The sequence below is a fragment of the Gilliamella sp. LMG 34362 genome (genome assembly GCF_984569125.1).
On record NZ_OZ474902.1, the window covers coordinates 2,491,137 to 2,509,150 of the forward strand.

Here is an 18,014-nt window from a genome sequence, read left to right on the forward strand (position 1 = left end):
GAAGTGCACAATTAAATATTATATTAACCAATAACTTTTAGCAATTGAGTTTGAATTAAGTTCATTTAATCAAAAAAAAACCACCCAAAAGAGTGGTTTTTATTAATTTCATAACTAATGAATAATTAGTTTGCTGTAACTTGAAGTTTGAAGCCTTGAATACCAGCTTTAGTACCAGCGATACTATATACTGAGTTATGTTTTGCTCCAGTTAAAGCAACATTGCCTCCTGCTGCGTTAACCGCACCTAAAGCAATTGAATCATTATTATTAGCAGCAGTTACAGAATACACACCTGCAGTAACTTTTTCTGAAGAATCTACATTACCAGTTGTGTCGTTAGAAGGACCTGAAAGATTCCATGTAAAGCTATATGAAGCAGTAATTATTCTATCGTTAGCACCTGGTACAGAAGTAGCTGTTGTATCACCTTTCACTTTTTGCCAAACAACAGCAGCTAAGCGATCCCCATAGCGTGGAGTTGATTTTTGAGCCCACACATCATCTGTAATGCCTTCTGGTTTTGACAAACTAGCTAAATTTACAGTCATATCAAGTGCACCAGTTGTGTCATATTTGAAAATACCCAATTTTGTACTTTCTTTAGAAACGATTGGTCCCACTGGGTTATCAGGATCTGTATCACCAGGACCAGTTTCGTCGGTTGGTTTGTCATTGTCACCAATTTCTGGTTTTACTTCAGGAGTTTTATTACTCCAAATATCAGCAATGTCTAACCATTGGTTTGTATTTGGGTTACCAAATGTAGTTTTCTCTTGAAGTTGTAAACCAACTTTCACCGCACCGGCCATATCTTCAGGGATTTGGAAATATATGTGACCTCTTTCACCATCATTGGAGAATTTAATATCAAGAGCAGTGTTCACTTTGACCCAGTTTGTACCATCATTAATCCATACTTTTAGTGTATCTTTTACTACACCATTTTCATCTAGATCGCCATCTAAATCTCTTAATTCATAAAAGACGTGAATAAAATCACCAACTTCTGCTTTTCTATCAGGGCCTCCAGCAGTTACACCTGCTTCGTCTGCTGAAATACGAACAGTCACTTGTCGTTCTTCTTTACTTTTGTCAGAATAAATAACAGGTGCATTACCTAGTATTTCTTTGCTTGTTGTACTTTTTAAATCTACTGCATAGGCACTACTAGCTGCATAACCAGCTAAGAACAAGCCTAATGCGACTTTTTTGATTGTTAGATTTTTCATGTTTAACTTCCTATTTTCTTTGATAAATTAACATGTTGTATTTATATAAATACACCATTTTTTTGGTGTTCCCTTTTAAATTATCAACGATAAATCGCGACAATTAAAAACTCTTCTAATTTTAATAAGCAGTAACTTGTAATAAAAAGCCTTGGTCACCAGCACATGCTTTTTCAGAAATAGAGACTTGTTGCCAATTCACATACTCAGGTGCACCATCAACTTTTTCAATACTAGTACCTATAAACGCGTAGCTATCTTCACCATCGCTGTTACTGCCATTTCTTTTCGATTTAATTCCTCGAATCTTATAATGTGCATTTCTACCCATACTTACGTTGAACCATGGTCCATTTCGATAATCCGGATTAGTATAATCATTTTTTATATGTGTCATCTTATCACCTGGACATGCACTATCATTTGATCCAACAAGTGACCAGACAACAAATGGATCTTGAATTACTTCTCCTGCCATATCATAAGCGACTACATAATAATCACTGTGAACTTTCCATTCTTTCGGACCATTTGGATTAAATACTAGATAAGAACTATTATCACTGGTTGCGACTAATACATTACCTTCACTTCGATAGACCTCAAGCTTACCTGCTTGTCCTCCATTGAAGTAAACAACAGCATGGTTCAAAGATTGACCATATTTATTTAACTTAGCTACAAAATCAACTGTACCTGTGATATTTGAAGCAACATCAATAGCATAGGTATCACCAATTACTTCTATATCCTTAGCAGTCGCAGCATTACTAGATACTTTTTGTCCCATCTTAACTTTTTCGAATGATTTAACAATGACACAAGGATCTGAAGTTGGACAAGATTTCACTTTTCCAGAAGTTCCATCAATTAAATTAATTTGTTTACCATTACTAGTTGCTATCCACAAATTGGTAACAGAAGCTTCAAACGTATTGGCAATGCTATCCATTAAGATATCATCACTAAATCCATTATAATCAGTCAAACTTCGGCTTCCTACTCCATCTTTTGGCATGATCAATGTTGCCATTACCGTAACCGCATCTAAACCATTAGCTGGATTTTGAATAGGATCTGCACTTGGTTTACCAAGTTTATCAATAGCCCAAACCCCCACTTTGCGTAGTTCAGTATTAGGTAGAACCTCAAATGAGACACTATTAGATGTTGCTGATTTTCCTTTACCATCAGTTACAGTCACCGATAAAGAATAAATACCATTGGTGCTAACTGGTTGACGTTGACCGTTTTTATCAAGATACCTCGGCGCAACTATTTTCCAATTATCAATACTCGTTGGTGGGTTAAGCCATGAAGAGGCAGTACAAGTTCCCGTTGCAGAACATAAGAAACCGCCACCATTATCAATATCTTGCATATTACCAGACCATTCTAATTGGGATAGACCTTTAGCATTATGCAAACCTATAGTAATATTAGATGTTGATCCTTCAATTAATTGAACAGATTCTAACCCTAAATCCACAGTCATTCGTTTTTCTTTATATTCAAGAACAATATAGTTGTTACGATCAACTAAATCATATCGACTGCCTTTTAAAGAGCGAGCTGATTGCACCATGTCTGGATCTAATTGGTCTTTTAATGGCGTACCAATTCGATAATTCATGGTTAATTCTGCTGTAGTAGCTTTTTTGTTATCTTGCCCTCGTTTATGCTGCGCTTTTATCGTGAATAGAGGAACAGGAGTATAATCCAAGCCAACAGTTATCGCTCGAGGATCTTTTTGTAAGTTATCTTTACCAAATAATGCAACTTTATCACCAAAGTATTGTTCATACATTAACGAACCACCTAAATGTGGATATTGCGGCAAATAACCTTGAAAACGAATGTCAAAACCTTTAGCAGCTCTTTCTAAATAATCATCAAAATCTTTGGACTTTTTCCAATCCGATAATGGGTGATAATAGTTGACCGCAAATTTCATGTAATCACTCCATGCTTCGGCACCAATACCTAAACGGTTATGATCTCGTTGAAAGTCGTGATCCCAAAACACATTATAACCAAGTAACCATTTCTTATCGGCAACATCCCAACGTTGACCAATACCAATATTACCTATACGGCGATTATGTTCATATTCTTGAAATGAAATTTGACTAAATAGCAACATATCCTCGGTGTCAATCCAAGGGCTAAATAATTTTAAATTAACGTTATTAAATTGGCCTTTATCACTCAAATCAAACTGTAACTGAGCTGTACCAAAACGACCTAAGAAATCCTGTGCTGCATTACGAACTGGATCAACAACTTGCGTCTTAACGCCATTACGGACATAACTTTCAGCGTAATTTTTACCTTTGTCTTTCAAACGACCAGATATACCTCCGTTATCAGATGAAGTAATTTGCTTCCAGTCTTGAGTAGCAAGAGTCTGTAATGTAGAAGCGACTTGCGTGGCTAAAGCATCTTTATCTTTTTTTACATCGTAATTATCATCAGAACTTAGTTTAGGTAAATTCGGATGTTTATCCTTTTTATCATTACTAACTTTTATAGCAGGTAATAAAGGAGAGTTTTCTGGCAAAATTAAACGCTCACCAACATCAACAACATCTTTCTTGTCAAATCGACCAGCGTTCATCGCTCTTAGCTCTGAAATCGAAATACTACTTAATAGCGCAATCTGATATAGACTACGCTGTTGATTATTTATCATTTCTCGAGCTTTAGTGCCGTTCTTTAATTCAATTATCTTATTACTATCAACTGCGTTTGATGCTGTCTCCGAGTCTGTAGCATAAACAGGCTGCAAAGACAACGTTGCAATTACGAAAACTGAGATAATTTTTAAATTAAGACTCTTTCTCATCTTAATTATTCCTTATATTCCTCTGACAATATTACAATGTTTTTTATGTTTTTTAGCATTACTGCATTGTCATTAATAGTTGTGATTATTTATTGCTTTTAATTAAATTTATATATTATTAAATCACTTTTACAAAATTAATATTTCTTTACAAAAAGATTAAATTTATAGGAATTTTATTACAAAAAAGTCATTTATCAAAATATTTTATTCTTTTTTTTGATTTTTTTTGTAAAGATTAATTTTATCCTTATTTTTCATTGGGTTATATTTGGAGGTTTTTTAGGATAAATTAGCTTTTTTATTACTTTGTTGAAAAATATAGTTTTTTACTAATAAAAAATTAATCAACTCGTTCAAATTTCAAACTGATTAAATAGATTGGTTTCAATAAATAAATCTGAAATTACTACTTCAGATTTATTTATTATAATTTTGTCATAATTTTTAGCAATATTAAATAACTGCTATTGTTCTTCATTATAAATTTCAAGATTTTCAGCTTCTTTAATTGGCAAAGATATTTTAGTTTCTGCTCTATTATTCTCTAATTGATTAAAATAATTATCATCAACATCTTCTGTAATATAGTCGCCATTAAATACAGAACATTCTAAATGGGGAATTTTGGGATTTTGTTCTCTAATAGAATCAATTAAATCAGAGAGGTCTTGAAATATTAATTTATCAGCTCCAATTTCCTTTGCAATCTCATCTACTGATCGATTATAAGCAATTAGCTCACTAGCAACAGGCATATCGATACCATAAACATTAGGATATCTAATTTCTGGCGCAGCCGAAGCTAAATAAACTTTTTTAGCACCAACAGAACGAACCATTTCAAGAATTTTTTCCGACGTCGTCCCTCGGACAATAGAATCATCAACAAGAAGTACATTTTTACCTTCAAACTCAATACGGTTAGCATTAAGTTTTCTTCTTACTGAAAGTTTTCTAGCATTTTGTCCAGGCATAATGAAGGTGCGCCCTACATAACGATTTTTAACAAATCCTTGTCTATAAGGTTTATCTAAAATACGAGCAATTTCAAGAGCTGCATCACAGGATGTTTCTGGAATAGGGATGACGACATCAATATCAATATCTTTCCACTCTCTAGCTATTTTTTGTCCTAGTTTTTGCCCCATTAATATCCGAGACTGATAAACAGATACACCATTCATGAATGAATCAGGTCGAGCAAAATAAACATACTCAAAAATACATGGGTAATATTGCGGATTATCAGAACACTGTTTAGAATAAAGCTGTCCATCCTGAGTAATATAAATAGCTTCACCTGGCTCTACATCTCGCATAAATTCAAAATCGAGGATATCTAAAGCGACACTTTCAGAGGCAACCATATATTCTGTTTTTTGATCATCAATAACTTTTTTACCAATAACCAATGGTCGGATACCAAATGGATCGCGAAAAGCAACCAGCCCATGACCAATAATCATTGCGACACAAGCATAAGCTCCTTTAATAATTTGATGAACTTGATGGACAGCACTAAAGATATTATCTGCAGTTAACGGATAAGTCGGAAATTTATCCAACTCACTAGCAAAAATATTAAGTAACACTTCTGAATCTGAGCTAGTATTTATGTGACGTCTTGCTAATTCAAACACCTTATCTCGTAACTGGTCAGTATTAGTTAAATTACCATTATGAGCCAATGCTATACCATATGGTGAATTCACATAGAAAGGTTGAGCTTCTGAAGGGCTTGAACTACCCGCGGTTGGATAACGAATATGACCTATACCCAGATTACCTTGTAAACGTTGCATATGATGTTCTTGAAATACATCTTTTACCAAACCATTTGCTTTACGTAAACGAAAGCGATTTTGTTCATCAATGGTTACAATCCCAGCTGCATCTTGTCCACGATGTTGCAAAACAGTTAAAGCATCATAAATAGATTGATTAACAGTACTACATCCTACAATACCAACAACACCACACATACAATGATTACCTCAAACTTATTGAACTAAAAATGAAGACGACTGCTGTATAAAATCAAAAAACCAGCGAATGATAAAATGGAAATGCGGAATAAGTTGTGATTGCACCCAATATGGAGATTGAGATAAAGGTGTAAAGGTATCAACAAAAAAGAGCACTGCTGCAACAACTAAAATACCTCTTAATACCCCAAAACAAATTCCCAATACTCGATCGGTGCTTGATAGTCCTGTTTTTTGGACTAATTGACTTATAATATAAGAGACGATTGCACAAACAATTAAGGTCGAAATAAAAAGTATCGCAATAGCAACTGCAATCCGAATGACATCACTATCAAAATAAGTCAAATAACTAGTAATGTACATATAAAAACGACTGGCAATAAAGAACGCTAGCACCCAACTAATTAAAGATAGCGCTTCTTTGACAAAACCTCTAATAATACTAATCAGTGCAGATAAAAGAATCACACCGATAATCGTAAAATCAACCCAATTCATCATAATAACTCACAATTTTATATTAATATTTTTTAATCTTTATACATCATAAAATGGTTGTTAATTAGTAATAATTACACCTTTTAACTTAGTTAAATTATTTAAATTACTAATCAACTGTTCAGCTTGTTCTCTTTTCGCATAAGGACCCACTTGTAATTTCATTAGTTGATTTGGCCCAGGATTATTTGGTATCACTCTAACGTTATAGTTATTCAGCCTTAATAAGGCAACTAGTTCCTCAATTTTTTTCTTATTTTTTAATGCACCAAGCTGAATCATATAGGGTTTATCAGTTTGTTCAGAAGATGTCGTTATTTGAGAATCAAAACTCTCATCAATAATATCAGGTGAAGCTAAAGGGCTAGGATATTGATCTGAATCAGGTGTATAAGAAGAATCATTTTTCAGAGCAACATATTGATTTTGTTCATCTATTACACCTGATTGTAATATAGAAACTGTTGATGTTTGCGAATTAGATTTATCAGTGATTATATTTGGAGCAATAATAGCAATTATTAATAAAAATGTAGCAAAACCAATAAGTTGATTTCTAACTTTATTTGAGCCACATTTAATTTTCTCTTGATTATTATCCATGTTCACATTTGCCTAGTTGCTTACAGTATCCAAAACGGCAGAAACGGTATGAAATGAACCACAAATGACAATAATATCATCTTCTTTAGCTTCTTGCATAGCCTTTTGATATGCTTCATATACCGAATCAAACGTTGCAATGTTCGCTACATTTTCTTCTTGTAAAAACTGCTTTAATATATCAGCATTACATCCCCGTTCACCATAAAGTGAAGCACAATACCACTGATCAGCATTAAATATAGATAAAGTACTTTTAATATCTTTATCCTTAAGCATTCCTATCACAAATCTCACTTTTCCAACTTTTAATTGTTGTTGTTGTTTTAATAACTCAATTTGCTTGACTAAATAACTGGCCGCATGAGGGTTATGCGCAACATCAACGATTACTGTTGGTGATGATTGGATGATTTGAAAACGTCCTATCAAGCTAGTTTTTTCAAGAGCACTGTCTATTTGTTTTTGAGTAATAGAAAATGGTGAATAACTAAGGGCTGCAATTGCTGTTGCAGCATTATCTAGAGGTACATGTGGAATCGGAAGATTTTTATACTGCTTTATCGAAGAATTAAATTGCCAGGATAATTTATCAATTTGTTGATAAGACCAATCTTTGTTTACAGCAAAGATAGGACAATTTATAGCATGGGCAACGTCTAAAATGGAAGATGGTATTTCAGGTTCGCCAACTACAGCGATGCTTTTAGGTTTAAAAATACCCGCTTTTTCTTGCCCAATGCTTTCTCGGGTATTGCCAAGATATTCAACATGATCGATACCGATTGTCGTTATAATTGCAATATCAGCATCAACAATATTGGTGGCATCTAACCTACCACCTAGCCCCACTTCTAAAATAACGATATCTAGTTGAGCTTGCTTAAATTGATATAAAGCCGCCAGTGTTGCATATTCGAAATAGGTTAATGAAACATCGCCTCTGGCCTTTTCAATCGCAGCAAATGCCTTAACAGTATCTGATGGGGTTGACTCTTGATTATTGATTCTAACTCGCTCGGTAAAACGTAATAAATGTGGAGAACTGTAAACACCAACACGCTTATTAGCAGCAAGTAAAATCATTTCTAGCGTACGGCAAGTTGTCCCTTTGCCATTAGTGCCTGCTACAGTGAAAATATAAGGTGCTGGTTGTAATAGATCTAATCGCTCAGCGACTGATTTTACCCTTTCCAGCCCTAATTCAATGCTTGAAGGGTGTAACTGTTCCAAATAACAAAGCCATGTCTCAAGATCTGACATGGCATCAGGGATTTTATTTTGCATGATCAATTAAATTGTTTCATCATTAACGACATTATCAAAAGGGTTAGGAAGTTTCATTAATTTAGCCAATAAACCAGCAATTTTTGGTCGCATATCTCGACGATGAATAATCATATCAATTGCGCCTTTTTCAAGTAAAAACTCACTACGTTGGAATCCTTCTGGCAATGTTTCACGTACAGTTTGTTGTATTACTCTAGGGCCAGCAAAACCAATTAACGCTTTAGGCTCTGCGATATTAATATCGCCTAGCATAGCTAAACTTGCAGATACACCGCCCATTGTTGGATCAGTCATTACTGAAATGTATGGTAACCCTTCATCTTGCATTTTGGCTAAAATAGCACTCGTTTTTGCCATTTGCATCAATGAGAATAGTGCTTCTTGCATACGAGCACCACCACTGGTTGAAAAACATATTAGTGGGCATTTATCTGCAATTGCTTGTTCAGCAGCACGAGTAAATAAAGCGCCAACCACCGATGACATTGATCCACCAATAAAAGCAAATTCAAAACAAGCTACGACAACCGGAATGCCTAGTAGTGTTCCTTTCATAACGACCATAGCTTCTTTTTCGTGAGTTTCTTTTTGTGCAGCAGTTAAACGATCTTTATATTTTTTAGTATCTTTGAATCTTAAAATATCTTTCGGAGCAAGTTCTGCACCAATTTCGACATCAGATCCTTCATCTAAGAAACGATATAAGCGAACTCGGGCAGGAATATGCATGTGGTGATCACATTTCGGACAGACCTCTAAGTTTCGGTCAAGTTCAGCTTGATAAATGACCTGCTCACAATTGCTACATTTAGTCCAAACACCACCTGGAATATTCGCCTTTTTATGATCTGACGATATATTATTTTTACTCAGAATTTTTTCAATCCAGCTCATTATGATTCTCTCATTCGGTACTCTATAATTAACGACGTATTGTATAATACTTTGCAATAATTCTTAATACTTGTTTTTGCTTTTATATCAATTTATCCGCAATTCAATAAAATTTTTGATATTACTTAAAAATAATATACAACCAAACTTTAAAAAAGTTCAGACAAAACAAAAATAATCATCAAAATTAATTTTTAAGTATAACATTTAACAATAAAACTATATTTAATATGACCACAAAAAATTATTGGTATATAATTAAAGAATAATTGTTTTTCATTTTTTCAGAAATAAGGGGTTATAGATGGACAAGGAAAAATCAGCCGCACCATCATTTCAAGATGTTCTTGAATACATTCGTTTGTCACGTCGTTTAAACAAATTAAAACGCGAAATCTCAGATAACGAGAAGAAAATTCGTGACAACCAAAAGCGCGTATTATTACTTGAAAATTTAAGTGATTATATTAAACCTGATATGACTTACGAAGAGCTTCAAGCTATTATTGCCAACATGAAGAGCGATTACGATGATCGTGTTGATGATTACATCATCAAAAATGCTGAAATTTCTAAGGAACGTCGTGACATCAGTAAAAAAATGCGTAGTTACCGTTCTAATTAATTTCTTTTCAAATAATACCCTTTTTAAAAAGGGTATTATTTTCTGGTTACTAACCTCCAGCAAGTTTAACTTTAAATCCTTTATCTTCTATTAGTGATTTTAATAGATCGCGTTTATCACCTTGAATCTCAATTTTTCCATCCTTAACCGAACCGCCACAACCACAACGTTTTTTAAGATCGGCGGCTAATTGCTGTAATTGGCCATCATCTAAGTCAAAACCATCAATCACACAAACACCCTTTCCTTTTCGGCCCGATGTCTGACGTGAAATACGAATAATACCATCACCTTTAGGACGAGGCTTAGTGGCTTTTTCAGGTGTTATTCGACCATGCTCAGTTGAATAAACAATTGGATTATCTGACATACTAATTGCTCTTAGATGAATCAAGGGTTGATAAAATAGTTTGTAATGCTTTGCTTGGATCATCCGCTTGCGTTATAGGACGACCTATGACTAAATAATCTGCACCAGCTGCTTGCGCTCGTTGTGGAGTCATAATTCGTCGCTGATCATCAGGTGTAGAACCGGCCGGACGAATACCTGGTGTAACCAATTTAAAATCACTACCAAGTCGTGTTCTAAAGCTCTGTACTTCTTTAGCTGAACAAACTACACCATCAAGCCCACAGTTTTTGGCCAATAATGCTAAACGAGTTGCTTGTTCTAATGGCGATACCTCAATACCAATTTCTTTAAGATCTGAAGATTCCATACTCGTTAGTACAGTGACCGCAATTAATAAAGGTGCATCTTTTCCATATTGGTAAAGGGCATCTTTTGCCGCCTCCATCATACGAATCCCACCACTGGCGTGAACATTTGTCATCCAGACACCTAACTCAGCAGCAGCAGCTACCGCTTTGGCTACCGTATTAGGAATATCATGAAATTTGAGATCTAAAAAAATATCGAAACCTTTTTGTTGTATCTGTTTAATAAAATCAGGACCAGCATGAGTAAATAATTCTTTACCGATTTTAAGGCGACAATCTTTAGGTTCAACTTTATCAATAAAATTCCATGCGGACTTTGTATCAGAAAAATCAACAGCAACAATAATTGGAGATGACATAACTTAGTTATTCCTTTTAATTATAAATTTTTAACTATTCTTTTTAATAAATTCACTTAAATCAGCATAGAATATACGAGCACTTTCTTTATAACCTTGTAATGTTTGATGTACTAAATCTGGACGAGCAAGGCCTCGCCTACGCCAATCTTTAATAGAATGAGGGCCGCCCATTGCCAGTTGCCAATCCCAAAATAGCGTTTTCTCTGACTTAGCAACTTGTTTTTGGATACTCATTACTTTAGCAAAAGACTTTGGAAAATTCTTTTCATTTAACATTGTATCTGGTGGCGTCATTAATAATATTACCGAATTTGGTGAGGATTTGCGAATTTGACGAATATTTTTCACCAAGTTTTTACGATAAGCATTCGCATCTAAAGTTTCATCAAAACTTTCATTTGTACCATATTCAAGAATAATCAAATCACTTTTTGATGCCGATAATTCATTTAACCAGTTAGGGCCCCACTTCTGCCATATTGTCTGTTTGGCACCATTAGTTGCAATCGAAGAGACAACAACGCCAGATTGTTGGTAACGAGTTAACCATATACCACCTATTTCAATATCGTTAGTTGCTTTGATAGAAAAAGGTGCTTTAGTGATAAAAGATATTGTCTGCCAGACATTACTTTTGGATGAATAGCTAATATCTATTTTTTTATCATTAGCATCATAAATATTCAACAAATTAGGACTATTTTTTAAAACTTTAACGGTTAATTGTACTCGCCAATTTTTGTTGCCTGCATTTTTAGGTATCAGCTGTATAGTCGCTACATCTTTGGTTGGCTTAGCAATAAATCCTCCCATCGGGAAATCTAAATTACTTAATGTACGGCTACTTAATACATTCCAGTTTTTTACTTTCCAACTTACCCCTGCATGGCTTTGACCTTTTATCGCAACCGGAGTGACCCAGCCAATCCCTGCATTACCATATTTTTGTTGCATCAAAGTTCGAAATTCACCAGTAAAAAAATCTGCTGCAGAGTGAGAATCGCCAAGTTGAGTGATATTCACTACTTGATTACTATTTGTATTTTTGGACAATGAGTTTAATCGTTGGATAAATTGTTTGCTATTGGGATCGCCAAAGTCAACAATACCGGATAGTGCACTTGTTCTACTTTCAGCGACACTGCAACCAACAGAAACAGTGACAATCATTACAGTAAGAATATACTTTAAAAGTTTAATCACTATCATTGTCCTCTAATTGTTTAAAAATGATTTTTTCCATAATAGCCGTGGCTAAAATTTTCTGGCCGGTGGTGGTAAAATGGACGCCATCATCAACCCTTACTTTTATTTTTCCTTTATCGGATTCAACAAAACTTGTAAAATTCTCATAAGTACAACCTAATAACTGATTAGTAGTTAAAAAATGTTGTTGTACTTTTTCTATTTCAGATTGATACAACATATTTAAATACACCATGCCTTCATTGAGTTTCGGTTTACGCATACAAGGAGCTGCTAGCCAAAGGACTTGTACATCATGCTCATAAGCACTATTTAAAATAGCAGCTATACGCAAACGGTATTCTTCTTCCCATATAGGTGATTTGAATTTAACGTATTTAGGGTATCCTTTTAAGGGAAAATCCCACGGGTCATTAGGCCCCAGAAATACCACAAGTAATTTAATAGAAGGATCGGTAATTAAGTTATCACTAATTGTTTTTGGCCAATTAAAGGCTTTTGGGTAAGCAAGTCCCGTGCTTTGTTTACTAAGATCAATGCTTTCTATTTTATATTGTTTGAATAACATTTTTTTAACATATGGTGCAACGCCTTGCATTAATGAATCACCGGCAAAAAAGACCTTATCATTTTCAGTTAATACTATTGGTAATGGTTCATGAATTAATGGGATATCATGTTTTGGCACTTTAGGTGTTTCAATATCAGTTAATAAAGATGCTTGATTGTTTTCTGGCTCATTCGGCTGATTTTTTGATTGAGTAACATCTTTATTATTAGGAATGGATTGATTATGTATTTGTTGTTTAGTCGTATTGTTTATTTTAACAACATCTGGTTGTGAAATAATTAGAACATCTTTAACCAAATGAATATTAACATCTTTTAAGTTATCATTCTGTTCAACGGTTGTTGTTTGAGATCCTAATAAAATTTCATCCATAGGTTCGTCAGAATCCTCTTTTATGAAGTCTTGAGTAACACTTTCTGAATTAAAAAGATCGGAATGATAAGTTTGTTGCCAATAGATTAAAATTGATCGGTGATAAATTGCAATTAATGCAATACCGGTAATAAATAATAGGAAAAAAATTTTTTTTGCAGAAAGCGTATCTTGCTTATCTAGTAAACAATCTGATTTTTTAAAATTGTTTTTAGTTCTCTTATTATTAAAACTATTATTTTTCAACACTTGATTTTGTGGCCTAATTTTTTTAGACGTATTTCTTCTATTTTTCGAAAATGTTTTTTTGTATGTCATTTTAATTTTTCATCATAATCAAAAATTAGCATAAATAAAATTTGGTACACCAGAAGGTGCTAAATAGATTGTTAGCCATAATATAAAGATAAAAAAGACTGGCAGGTAAATACTATTTATTTTACTAAATTGTAACGCACTCCAAGTAGGAATATTTTTACATATTGGATATATAAAAAATACGATACCTATACTTATAAATGCCCCGATATAATGTGAATCTACGGTAAAATTGTGGCATAAAGCATATAGGTAATCTAATGCATCAGTGAAGCTCTCACAACAGAAAAATAGCCAGGTAAAACAGATATAGTGCCAAGTTAATAATCGAGCAACAGTTGGCGAACGTTGCGTTATCCATCCTCTACCTATAAAACGATCTAAAATATTAAGAAAGACAATGCCTATACCGTGACAGGCCCCCCAAATAATAAAATTAATCCCAGCTCCATGCCATAATCCAGACAGCAACATCGCTAACATCACATTAACTTGAGTGCGAACAAAACCACAACGACTGCCACCGAGAGGAATATATATATAATCTCTAATCCAATGAGATAAGCTAATATGCCAGCGATCCCAAAACTCACGTAAATTAAAGGCTAAATAAGGAAAATTGAAGTTAATCGGCAACCGAAAACCTAATAAAAGTGCAATCCCTGTCACTAAATCAGTATAACCAGAAAAGTTAAGATAAATTTGCATAGCATAAGCATATAAGCCAACTAATAAATCAATAACACTATATTCTAAAGGGTTTGAAAAAATTGGCGTTACCCAATTTTCACTAATTAATCCGCCCAGACAATAAACTTTTATGACGGCTAAAATAATTAATGTAAAAGCGCGAAAGGGCTCTAATATATCTCTAGGTTGATTTACCGCTATTTGAGGTAGAAACGTTTTTGCTCGATTGATTGGACCGGCAATTAAACTGGGGAAAAAAGCTAAAAACAAAGCAAAATCCCAAAATCTCGCTACCGGTAATTCTCTCTTTTTAATAGATACTAAATAACTTACAGAATGGAAAGTATAAAATGAAATGCCTATTGGAATAAGAACAGTAACAACAGGTATCAAAATTGATAAGTTTAAATAATTACATAATGACTGTAACTCATATCGAAAAAAATCAAAATATTTAAATAATGCTAAATTGATGATTGCCGCAACCAATCCTAATATCAACCATCGCTTAGCATGATGTTTGGAACCAGCAATCATCACAGAAACAAAATATATCGCGCAGGTATAAATAAAAAGGATAACAGCAAACTGAAAACTATAACTAGCAACAATAAGATAACTTGAAATCAAAAGTAATTTATTCTGAAATGTTGGTAATAATCTAAAAGCCCAATATATCGCAAAGAAACCCACAAAAATTAGACCAAATTCAATCGATAAATAACTCACTGCAATCCTTTCATCTGTAAATATACCGTTGACCAAAACTTTATTTCTATATTATTACTCTATTAATTCTGCTGCTGATAGCCAATTAGTTGTGATTGAGCTAAAACATTACAAATAATCAATTCTTTATTTAATCCAGTGACCGATAACAATAAATTCCTCGCTTGTAACCAAATTTGATACAACGAAGCTATTTCATCATTATTCTTTGTCGCAAGTAGCCTGACTAAAGGCACTTGATCGCGATTAACTATGTATCGACCTACTTTTTGTTTGGCTTTTAAGGCATCGCTTAACAATGCACAAAACCAAGTAATGTGCTCAAAAAAACCTTCATGATTAAAAGTTTTTGCTAATTGCCAAAAATTATTTTGCGGTAAGATTTCTAATAAATTTTCACAAAATGATTTTCTCTGCTGCCATTTTTCAGGTTGAAGTAATATTGCTGCATTTAGTGGCGCATTTTCGCTCAATAATAATGCAGTGGCAAGCTCATTATCGCTGTATAGGTGATTGTGTTGTTTTTTTAACCAATCAATGGATTGTTCTAATTTTGGAATAGGTAAAAAATAACTAAAACAACGACTGTGAATTGTGGGTAAAAATTGGCTATTATGCTCATCACTCAAAATAAAATAGGTATTTTCTGGCGGCTCTTCTAATGTTTTTAGCAATGCATTAGCTGCAGCTTCCGTCATTGAAGCCGCATGTTTGATCCAAATTATTTTATTGCCACCTTGCTGTGATTTTTCATAAACTTTAGTCGAAATACTACGTATTTGATCAATACCAATTGATTGTTTACCTTGCTCATGTGTAATTACGTAATAATCAGGATGATGCTGAGATAAAAACAACTGGCAATTATGACAATTACCACAAGGCTCTAATTGTTGTGAAGATTGACAAATTAATCGATTAACCAGTAGATTTATCAATTCTTCTTCACCACTTCCCTGAATATAATTAATTAACATGGCATGATGTGCCCGATTATTAACAATCGTATCAGCAAGTTGCTGAAAAGGTAATGCAAGCCAAGGATATTTATTAAAAATCATAAAACCAAAACCTAATTTATTAGCCATGAATTCAAAACAGTTTCAATTTGAGCTGTCACTTCTTCTATAGATTTATTGGCATCGATGGTAACAATAGTATTATCACGCTCAGCTAGTTGTAAATAACGCTGACGAATACGCTCAAAGAACGGTAATGATTGTTGTTCAATGCGATCAAGCTGCCCGCGAGATTTGGCCCGCATTAAACCGAGTTCTGGCACAATATCTAAGTACAAGGTTAAATCAGGTTTAAAATTACCCAAAACCTGAGCTTGTAATGTTTCAATAAAAACCTTATCGATCTGTCGCCCACCACCTTGATAAGCTTGAGTTGATAAATCATGCCGATCACCAATAACCCATTTCCCCATTTTTAATGCCGGTTTAATTACATTATCAACCAATTGTATACGAGCAGCATAAAGCATTAGCAATTCCGCTTTATCGGTTAGCGGTTCATTATCTAAACCATTTTTAATAATATTTCGTAATGCTTCTGCAATTGGAGTACCGCCAGGTTCGCGAGTAAATTGTAAATCAGCAATATGATGTTGTTTTAAAATACGTGCAACAGTATTGATGGCTGTTGTTTTGCCTGCACCTTCTAAACCTTCGATGACAATAAATTTACCTGTCATACAAAATTCCTAAATGATTGATAATGAATTGATGATTAATATTGAGTATTGTACGCTATTTTTAATAATTATTTTAGTTTAGCTAAAAATTAGCTATTAATGATATAGTAAAAATAAACTTTATTAAGAAGAGATGATAGAGATCTTATATGCCACAAAACTTTAAAAATTATAATCAAGATCTATTAAAAAAAGTTGTATTAAAGAAAAATATAACAGCAATAGTACAGCTTTCAGTGGCACTCTTGTTTATTCTTAATATTCTTTTTACTTTGCGAGTACACCAAAGAACTATTATCTTCCCTAAAATTGAATTTTCATTTTTTTCTGTAGCCATCATGCTTAGTTTTCTTCTCGCTTTTTCTAGAAAAAAAATGTTGAAAAAACCATTTTTAGAACGAATTAAACAGTACCTTGCACGTGCTTTTATGATTTTTTCTTTTAATCTCCTAATTTTTTTAGGTATACCAATAGATATTATTTATTTCTATCCTACTGAATCTAAAATTTATACCACTGAATATAAAATTACCGCACCAGGGCCAAGTAGAGGTAAACATGGGCATTGTAAAAATGGTTTAAAGATTCTTGATAAAGATAACAATTATTTCTTTTTTCTATGTATAAATTTAAATGACAAAATCAAATATGGTACTAAAGCTCAAGTAAGAGTTAAAGAAACACCAATAGGCTCATACTTAATTGATTATAAGTTATTTGTTACTAGCAAATAATTTACTAATTAATCACATTTGCAATATCATGTAAACCATTTCAACGCACTTTCTGCCTAGTGTTATTACCTTAAAAACCGATATTATGCAGGACTTTAATTTGACGATTTGAATCAGTTAATGTTTATAATACAACATTAAATATTCAGCCCTAGAAACGTTAATTACATAATAATGTTACTCACATTGAGAAAGTTATGATTAAAAAGAATAATGATAATTATCCAGCAAATAATGATTTAAATAATAACAATGCTGGTACACAGTCCGAGATCACATCGTTACAGACAAAACAGCCGTTGTTTCTGTCTATCATTGATAAATTAACGCCTTTTTCCATGATTTGGGTTAGTTTGGTGTTGATGTATGGTGTTATCTGTATGTATACAAATAAAATGGGACAAGATGAGTTTTATCGTTTTATCTTTTTCTTACAAAGCCCAGTTGTTGTAGTGCTAAACTGTATTGCCTTATTACTCGCTTTATTTCATTCAATAAACTGGTTTAGGTTAATGCCAAAGATTATTTTTAAGCAAAATATTCATAAAAAGAAACAAGGATATTTACTTATTATTGGCTTATGGGGTGTAACAATTTTACTTTCATATTGCTTACTATTATTGATAATTAAATAA

At 33.4% G+C, this 18,014-nt stretch carries 17 protein-coding genes; 3 read left to right on the top strand and 14 right to left on the bottom strand.

Annotated features, from left to right (window positions below):
- Window positions 1-125: 125 nt before the first annotated feature.
- From AC5LWZ_RS11360 to accD, 7 genes are all read right to left on the bottom strand, one after another.
- Window positions 126-1,232 carry a hypothetical protein gene (locus AC5LWZ_RS11360; protein WP_493457150.1) on the bottom strand — a complete coding sequence of 369 codons (1,107 nt, stop codon included), beginning with the start codon at window positions 1,230-1,232 and terminating at the stop codon, window positions 126-128.
- A gap of 121 nt (window positions 1,233-1,353) precedes the next feature.
- Window positions 1,354-4,077, bottom strand: coding sequence for an inverse autotransporter beta domain-containing protein (locus AC5LWZ_RS11365; protein ID WP_493463730.1), 2,724 nt, complete (start codon window positions 4,075-4,077; stop codon window positions 1,354-1,356).
- 467 nt (window positions 4,078-4,544) lie between these two features.
- Complete coding sequence (gene purF, locus AC5LWZ_RS11370) at window positions 4,545-6,062, bottom strand: amidophosphoribosyltransferase (RefSeq protein WP_493463731.1); 1,518 nt, start codon at window positions 6,060-6,062, stop codon at window positions 4,545-4,547.
- Between the two features lie 18 nt (window positions 6,063-6,080).
- On the bottom strand, window positions 6,081-6,566 hold the full coding sequence (locus tag AC5LWZ_RS11375) for a CvpA family protein (protein ID WP_198201190.1): 486 nt from the start codon (window positions 6,564-6,566) through the stop codon (window positions 6,081-6,083).
- A gap of 60 nt (window positions 6,567-6,626) precedes the next feature.
- Window positions 6,627-7,169: an SPOR domain-containing protein gene (locus tag AC5LWZ_RS11380; protein WP_493463732.1), complete on the bottom strand. Its 543-nt coding sequence runs from the start codon at window positions 7,167-7,169 to the stop codon at window positions 6,627-6,629.
- A gap of 12 nt (window positions 7,170-7,181) precedes the next feature.
- Window positions 7,182-8,456, bottom strand: coding sequence for a bifunctional tetrahydrofolate synthase/dihydrofolate synthase (gene folC, locus AC5LWZ_RS11385; RefSeq protein WP_493463733.1), 1,275 nt, complete (start codon window positions 8,454-8,456; stop codon window positions 7,182-7,184).
- A gap of 6 nt (window positions 8,457-8,462) precedes the next feature.
- Window positions 8,463-9,353, bottom strand: coding sequence for an acetyl-CoA carboxylase, carboxyltransferase subunit beta (gene accD, locus AC5LWZ_RS11390; protein WP_110447116.1), 891 nt, complete (start codon window positions 9,351-9,353; stop codon window positions 8,463-8,465).
- A gap of 304 nt (window positions 9,354-9,657) precedes the next feature.
- On the opposite strand from accD, the gene tmaR reads away from it, so the two are divergent.
- Window positions 9,658-9,978, top strand: a complete 321-nt coding sequence (tmaR, locus tag AC5LWZ_RS11395; RefSeq protein WP_493463734.1) for a PTS system regulator TmaR — start codon at window positions 9,658-9,660, stop codon at window positions 9,976-9,978.
- A 49-nt stretch (window positions 9,979-10,027) separates the two neighbouring features.
- Here tmaR and yciH read toward each other — a convergent pair whose 3' ends face one another.
- The 7 genes from yciH to tmk form a co-directional block, all read right to left on the bottom strand.
- Complete coding sequence (gene yciH, locus AC5LWZ_RS11400) at window positions 10,028-10,348, bottom strand: stress response translation initiation inhibitor YciH (protein ID WP_305040874.1); 321 nt, start codon at window positions 10,346-10,348, stop codon at window positions 10,028-10,030.
- A 1-nt stretch (window position 10,349) separates the two neighbouring features.
- Entirely contained in the window at window positions 10,350-11,057 is a 708-nt protein-coding gene (pyrF, locus tag AC5LWZ_RS11405; RefSeq protein WP_198200968.1) for an orotidine-5'-phosphate decarboxylase, read from the bottom strand.
- 30 nt (window positions 11,058-11,087) lie between these two features.
- Complete coding sequence (locus AC5LWZ_RS11410; RefSeq protein WP_198247339.1) at window positions 11,088-12,263, bottom strand: GDSL-type esterase/lipase family protein; 1,176 nt, start codon at window positions 12,261-12,263, stop codon at window positions 11,088-11,090.
- Window positions 12,256-13,527 carry an SGNH/GDSL hydrolase family protein gene (locus AC5LWZ_RS11415; RefSeq protein ID WP_493463735.1) on the bottom strand — a complete coding sequence of 424 codons (1,272 nt, stop codon included), beginning with the start codon at window positions 13,525-13,527 and terminating at the stop codon, window positions 12,256-12,258. The genes AC5LWZ_RS11410 and AC5LWZ_RS11415 overlap by 8 nt, the downstream gene beginning before the upstream one ends.
- 18 nt (window positions 13,528-13,545) lie before the next feature.
- Window positions 13,546-14,946: an MBOAT family O-acyltransferase gene (locus tag AC5LWZ_RS11420; RefSeq protein ID WP_493463736.1), complete on the bottom strand. Its 1,401-nt coding sequence runs from the start codon at window positions 14,944-14,946 to the stop codon at window positions 13,546-13,548.
- A 62-nt stretch (window positions 14,947-15,008) separates the two neighbouring features.
- Entirely contained in the window at window positions 15,009-16,034 is a 1,026-nt protein-coding gene (holB, locus tag AC5LWZ_RS11425; protein WP_493463737.1) for a DNA polymerase III subunit delta', read from the bottom strand.
- Entirely contained in the window at window positions 16,019-16,645 is a 627-nt protein-coding gene (gene tmk, locus AC5LWZ_RS11430; protein WP_198200978.1) for a dTMP kinase, read from the bottom strand. Before tmk ends, holB begins: the two co-directional genes overlap by 16 nt.
- 149 nt (window positions 16,646-16,794) lie before the next feature.
- Here tmk and AC5LWZ_RS11435 point away from each other — a divergent pair, with 149 nt between their 5' ends.
- Window positions 16,795-17,379 carry a hypothetical protein gene (locus AC5LWZ_RS11435; protein ID WP_198221032.1) on the top strand — a complete coding sequence of 195 codons (585 nt, stop codon included), beginning with the start codon at window positions 16,795-16,797 and terminating at the stop codon, window positions 17,377-17,379.
- Window positions 17,380-17,576: 197 nt separating this feature from the next.
- Window positions 17,577-18,014 carry a succinate dehydrogenase/fumarate reductase transmembrane subunit gene (locus AC5LWZ_RS11440; RefSeq protein WP_198200985.1) on the top strand — a complete coding sequence of 146 codons (438 nt, stop codon included), beginning with the start codon at window positions 17,577-17,579 and terminating at the stop codon, window positions 18,012-18,014.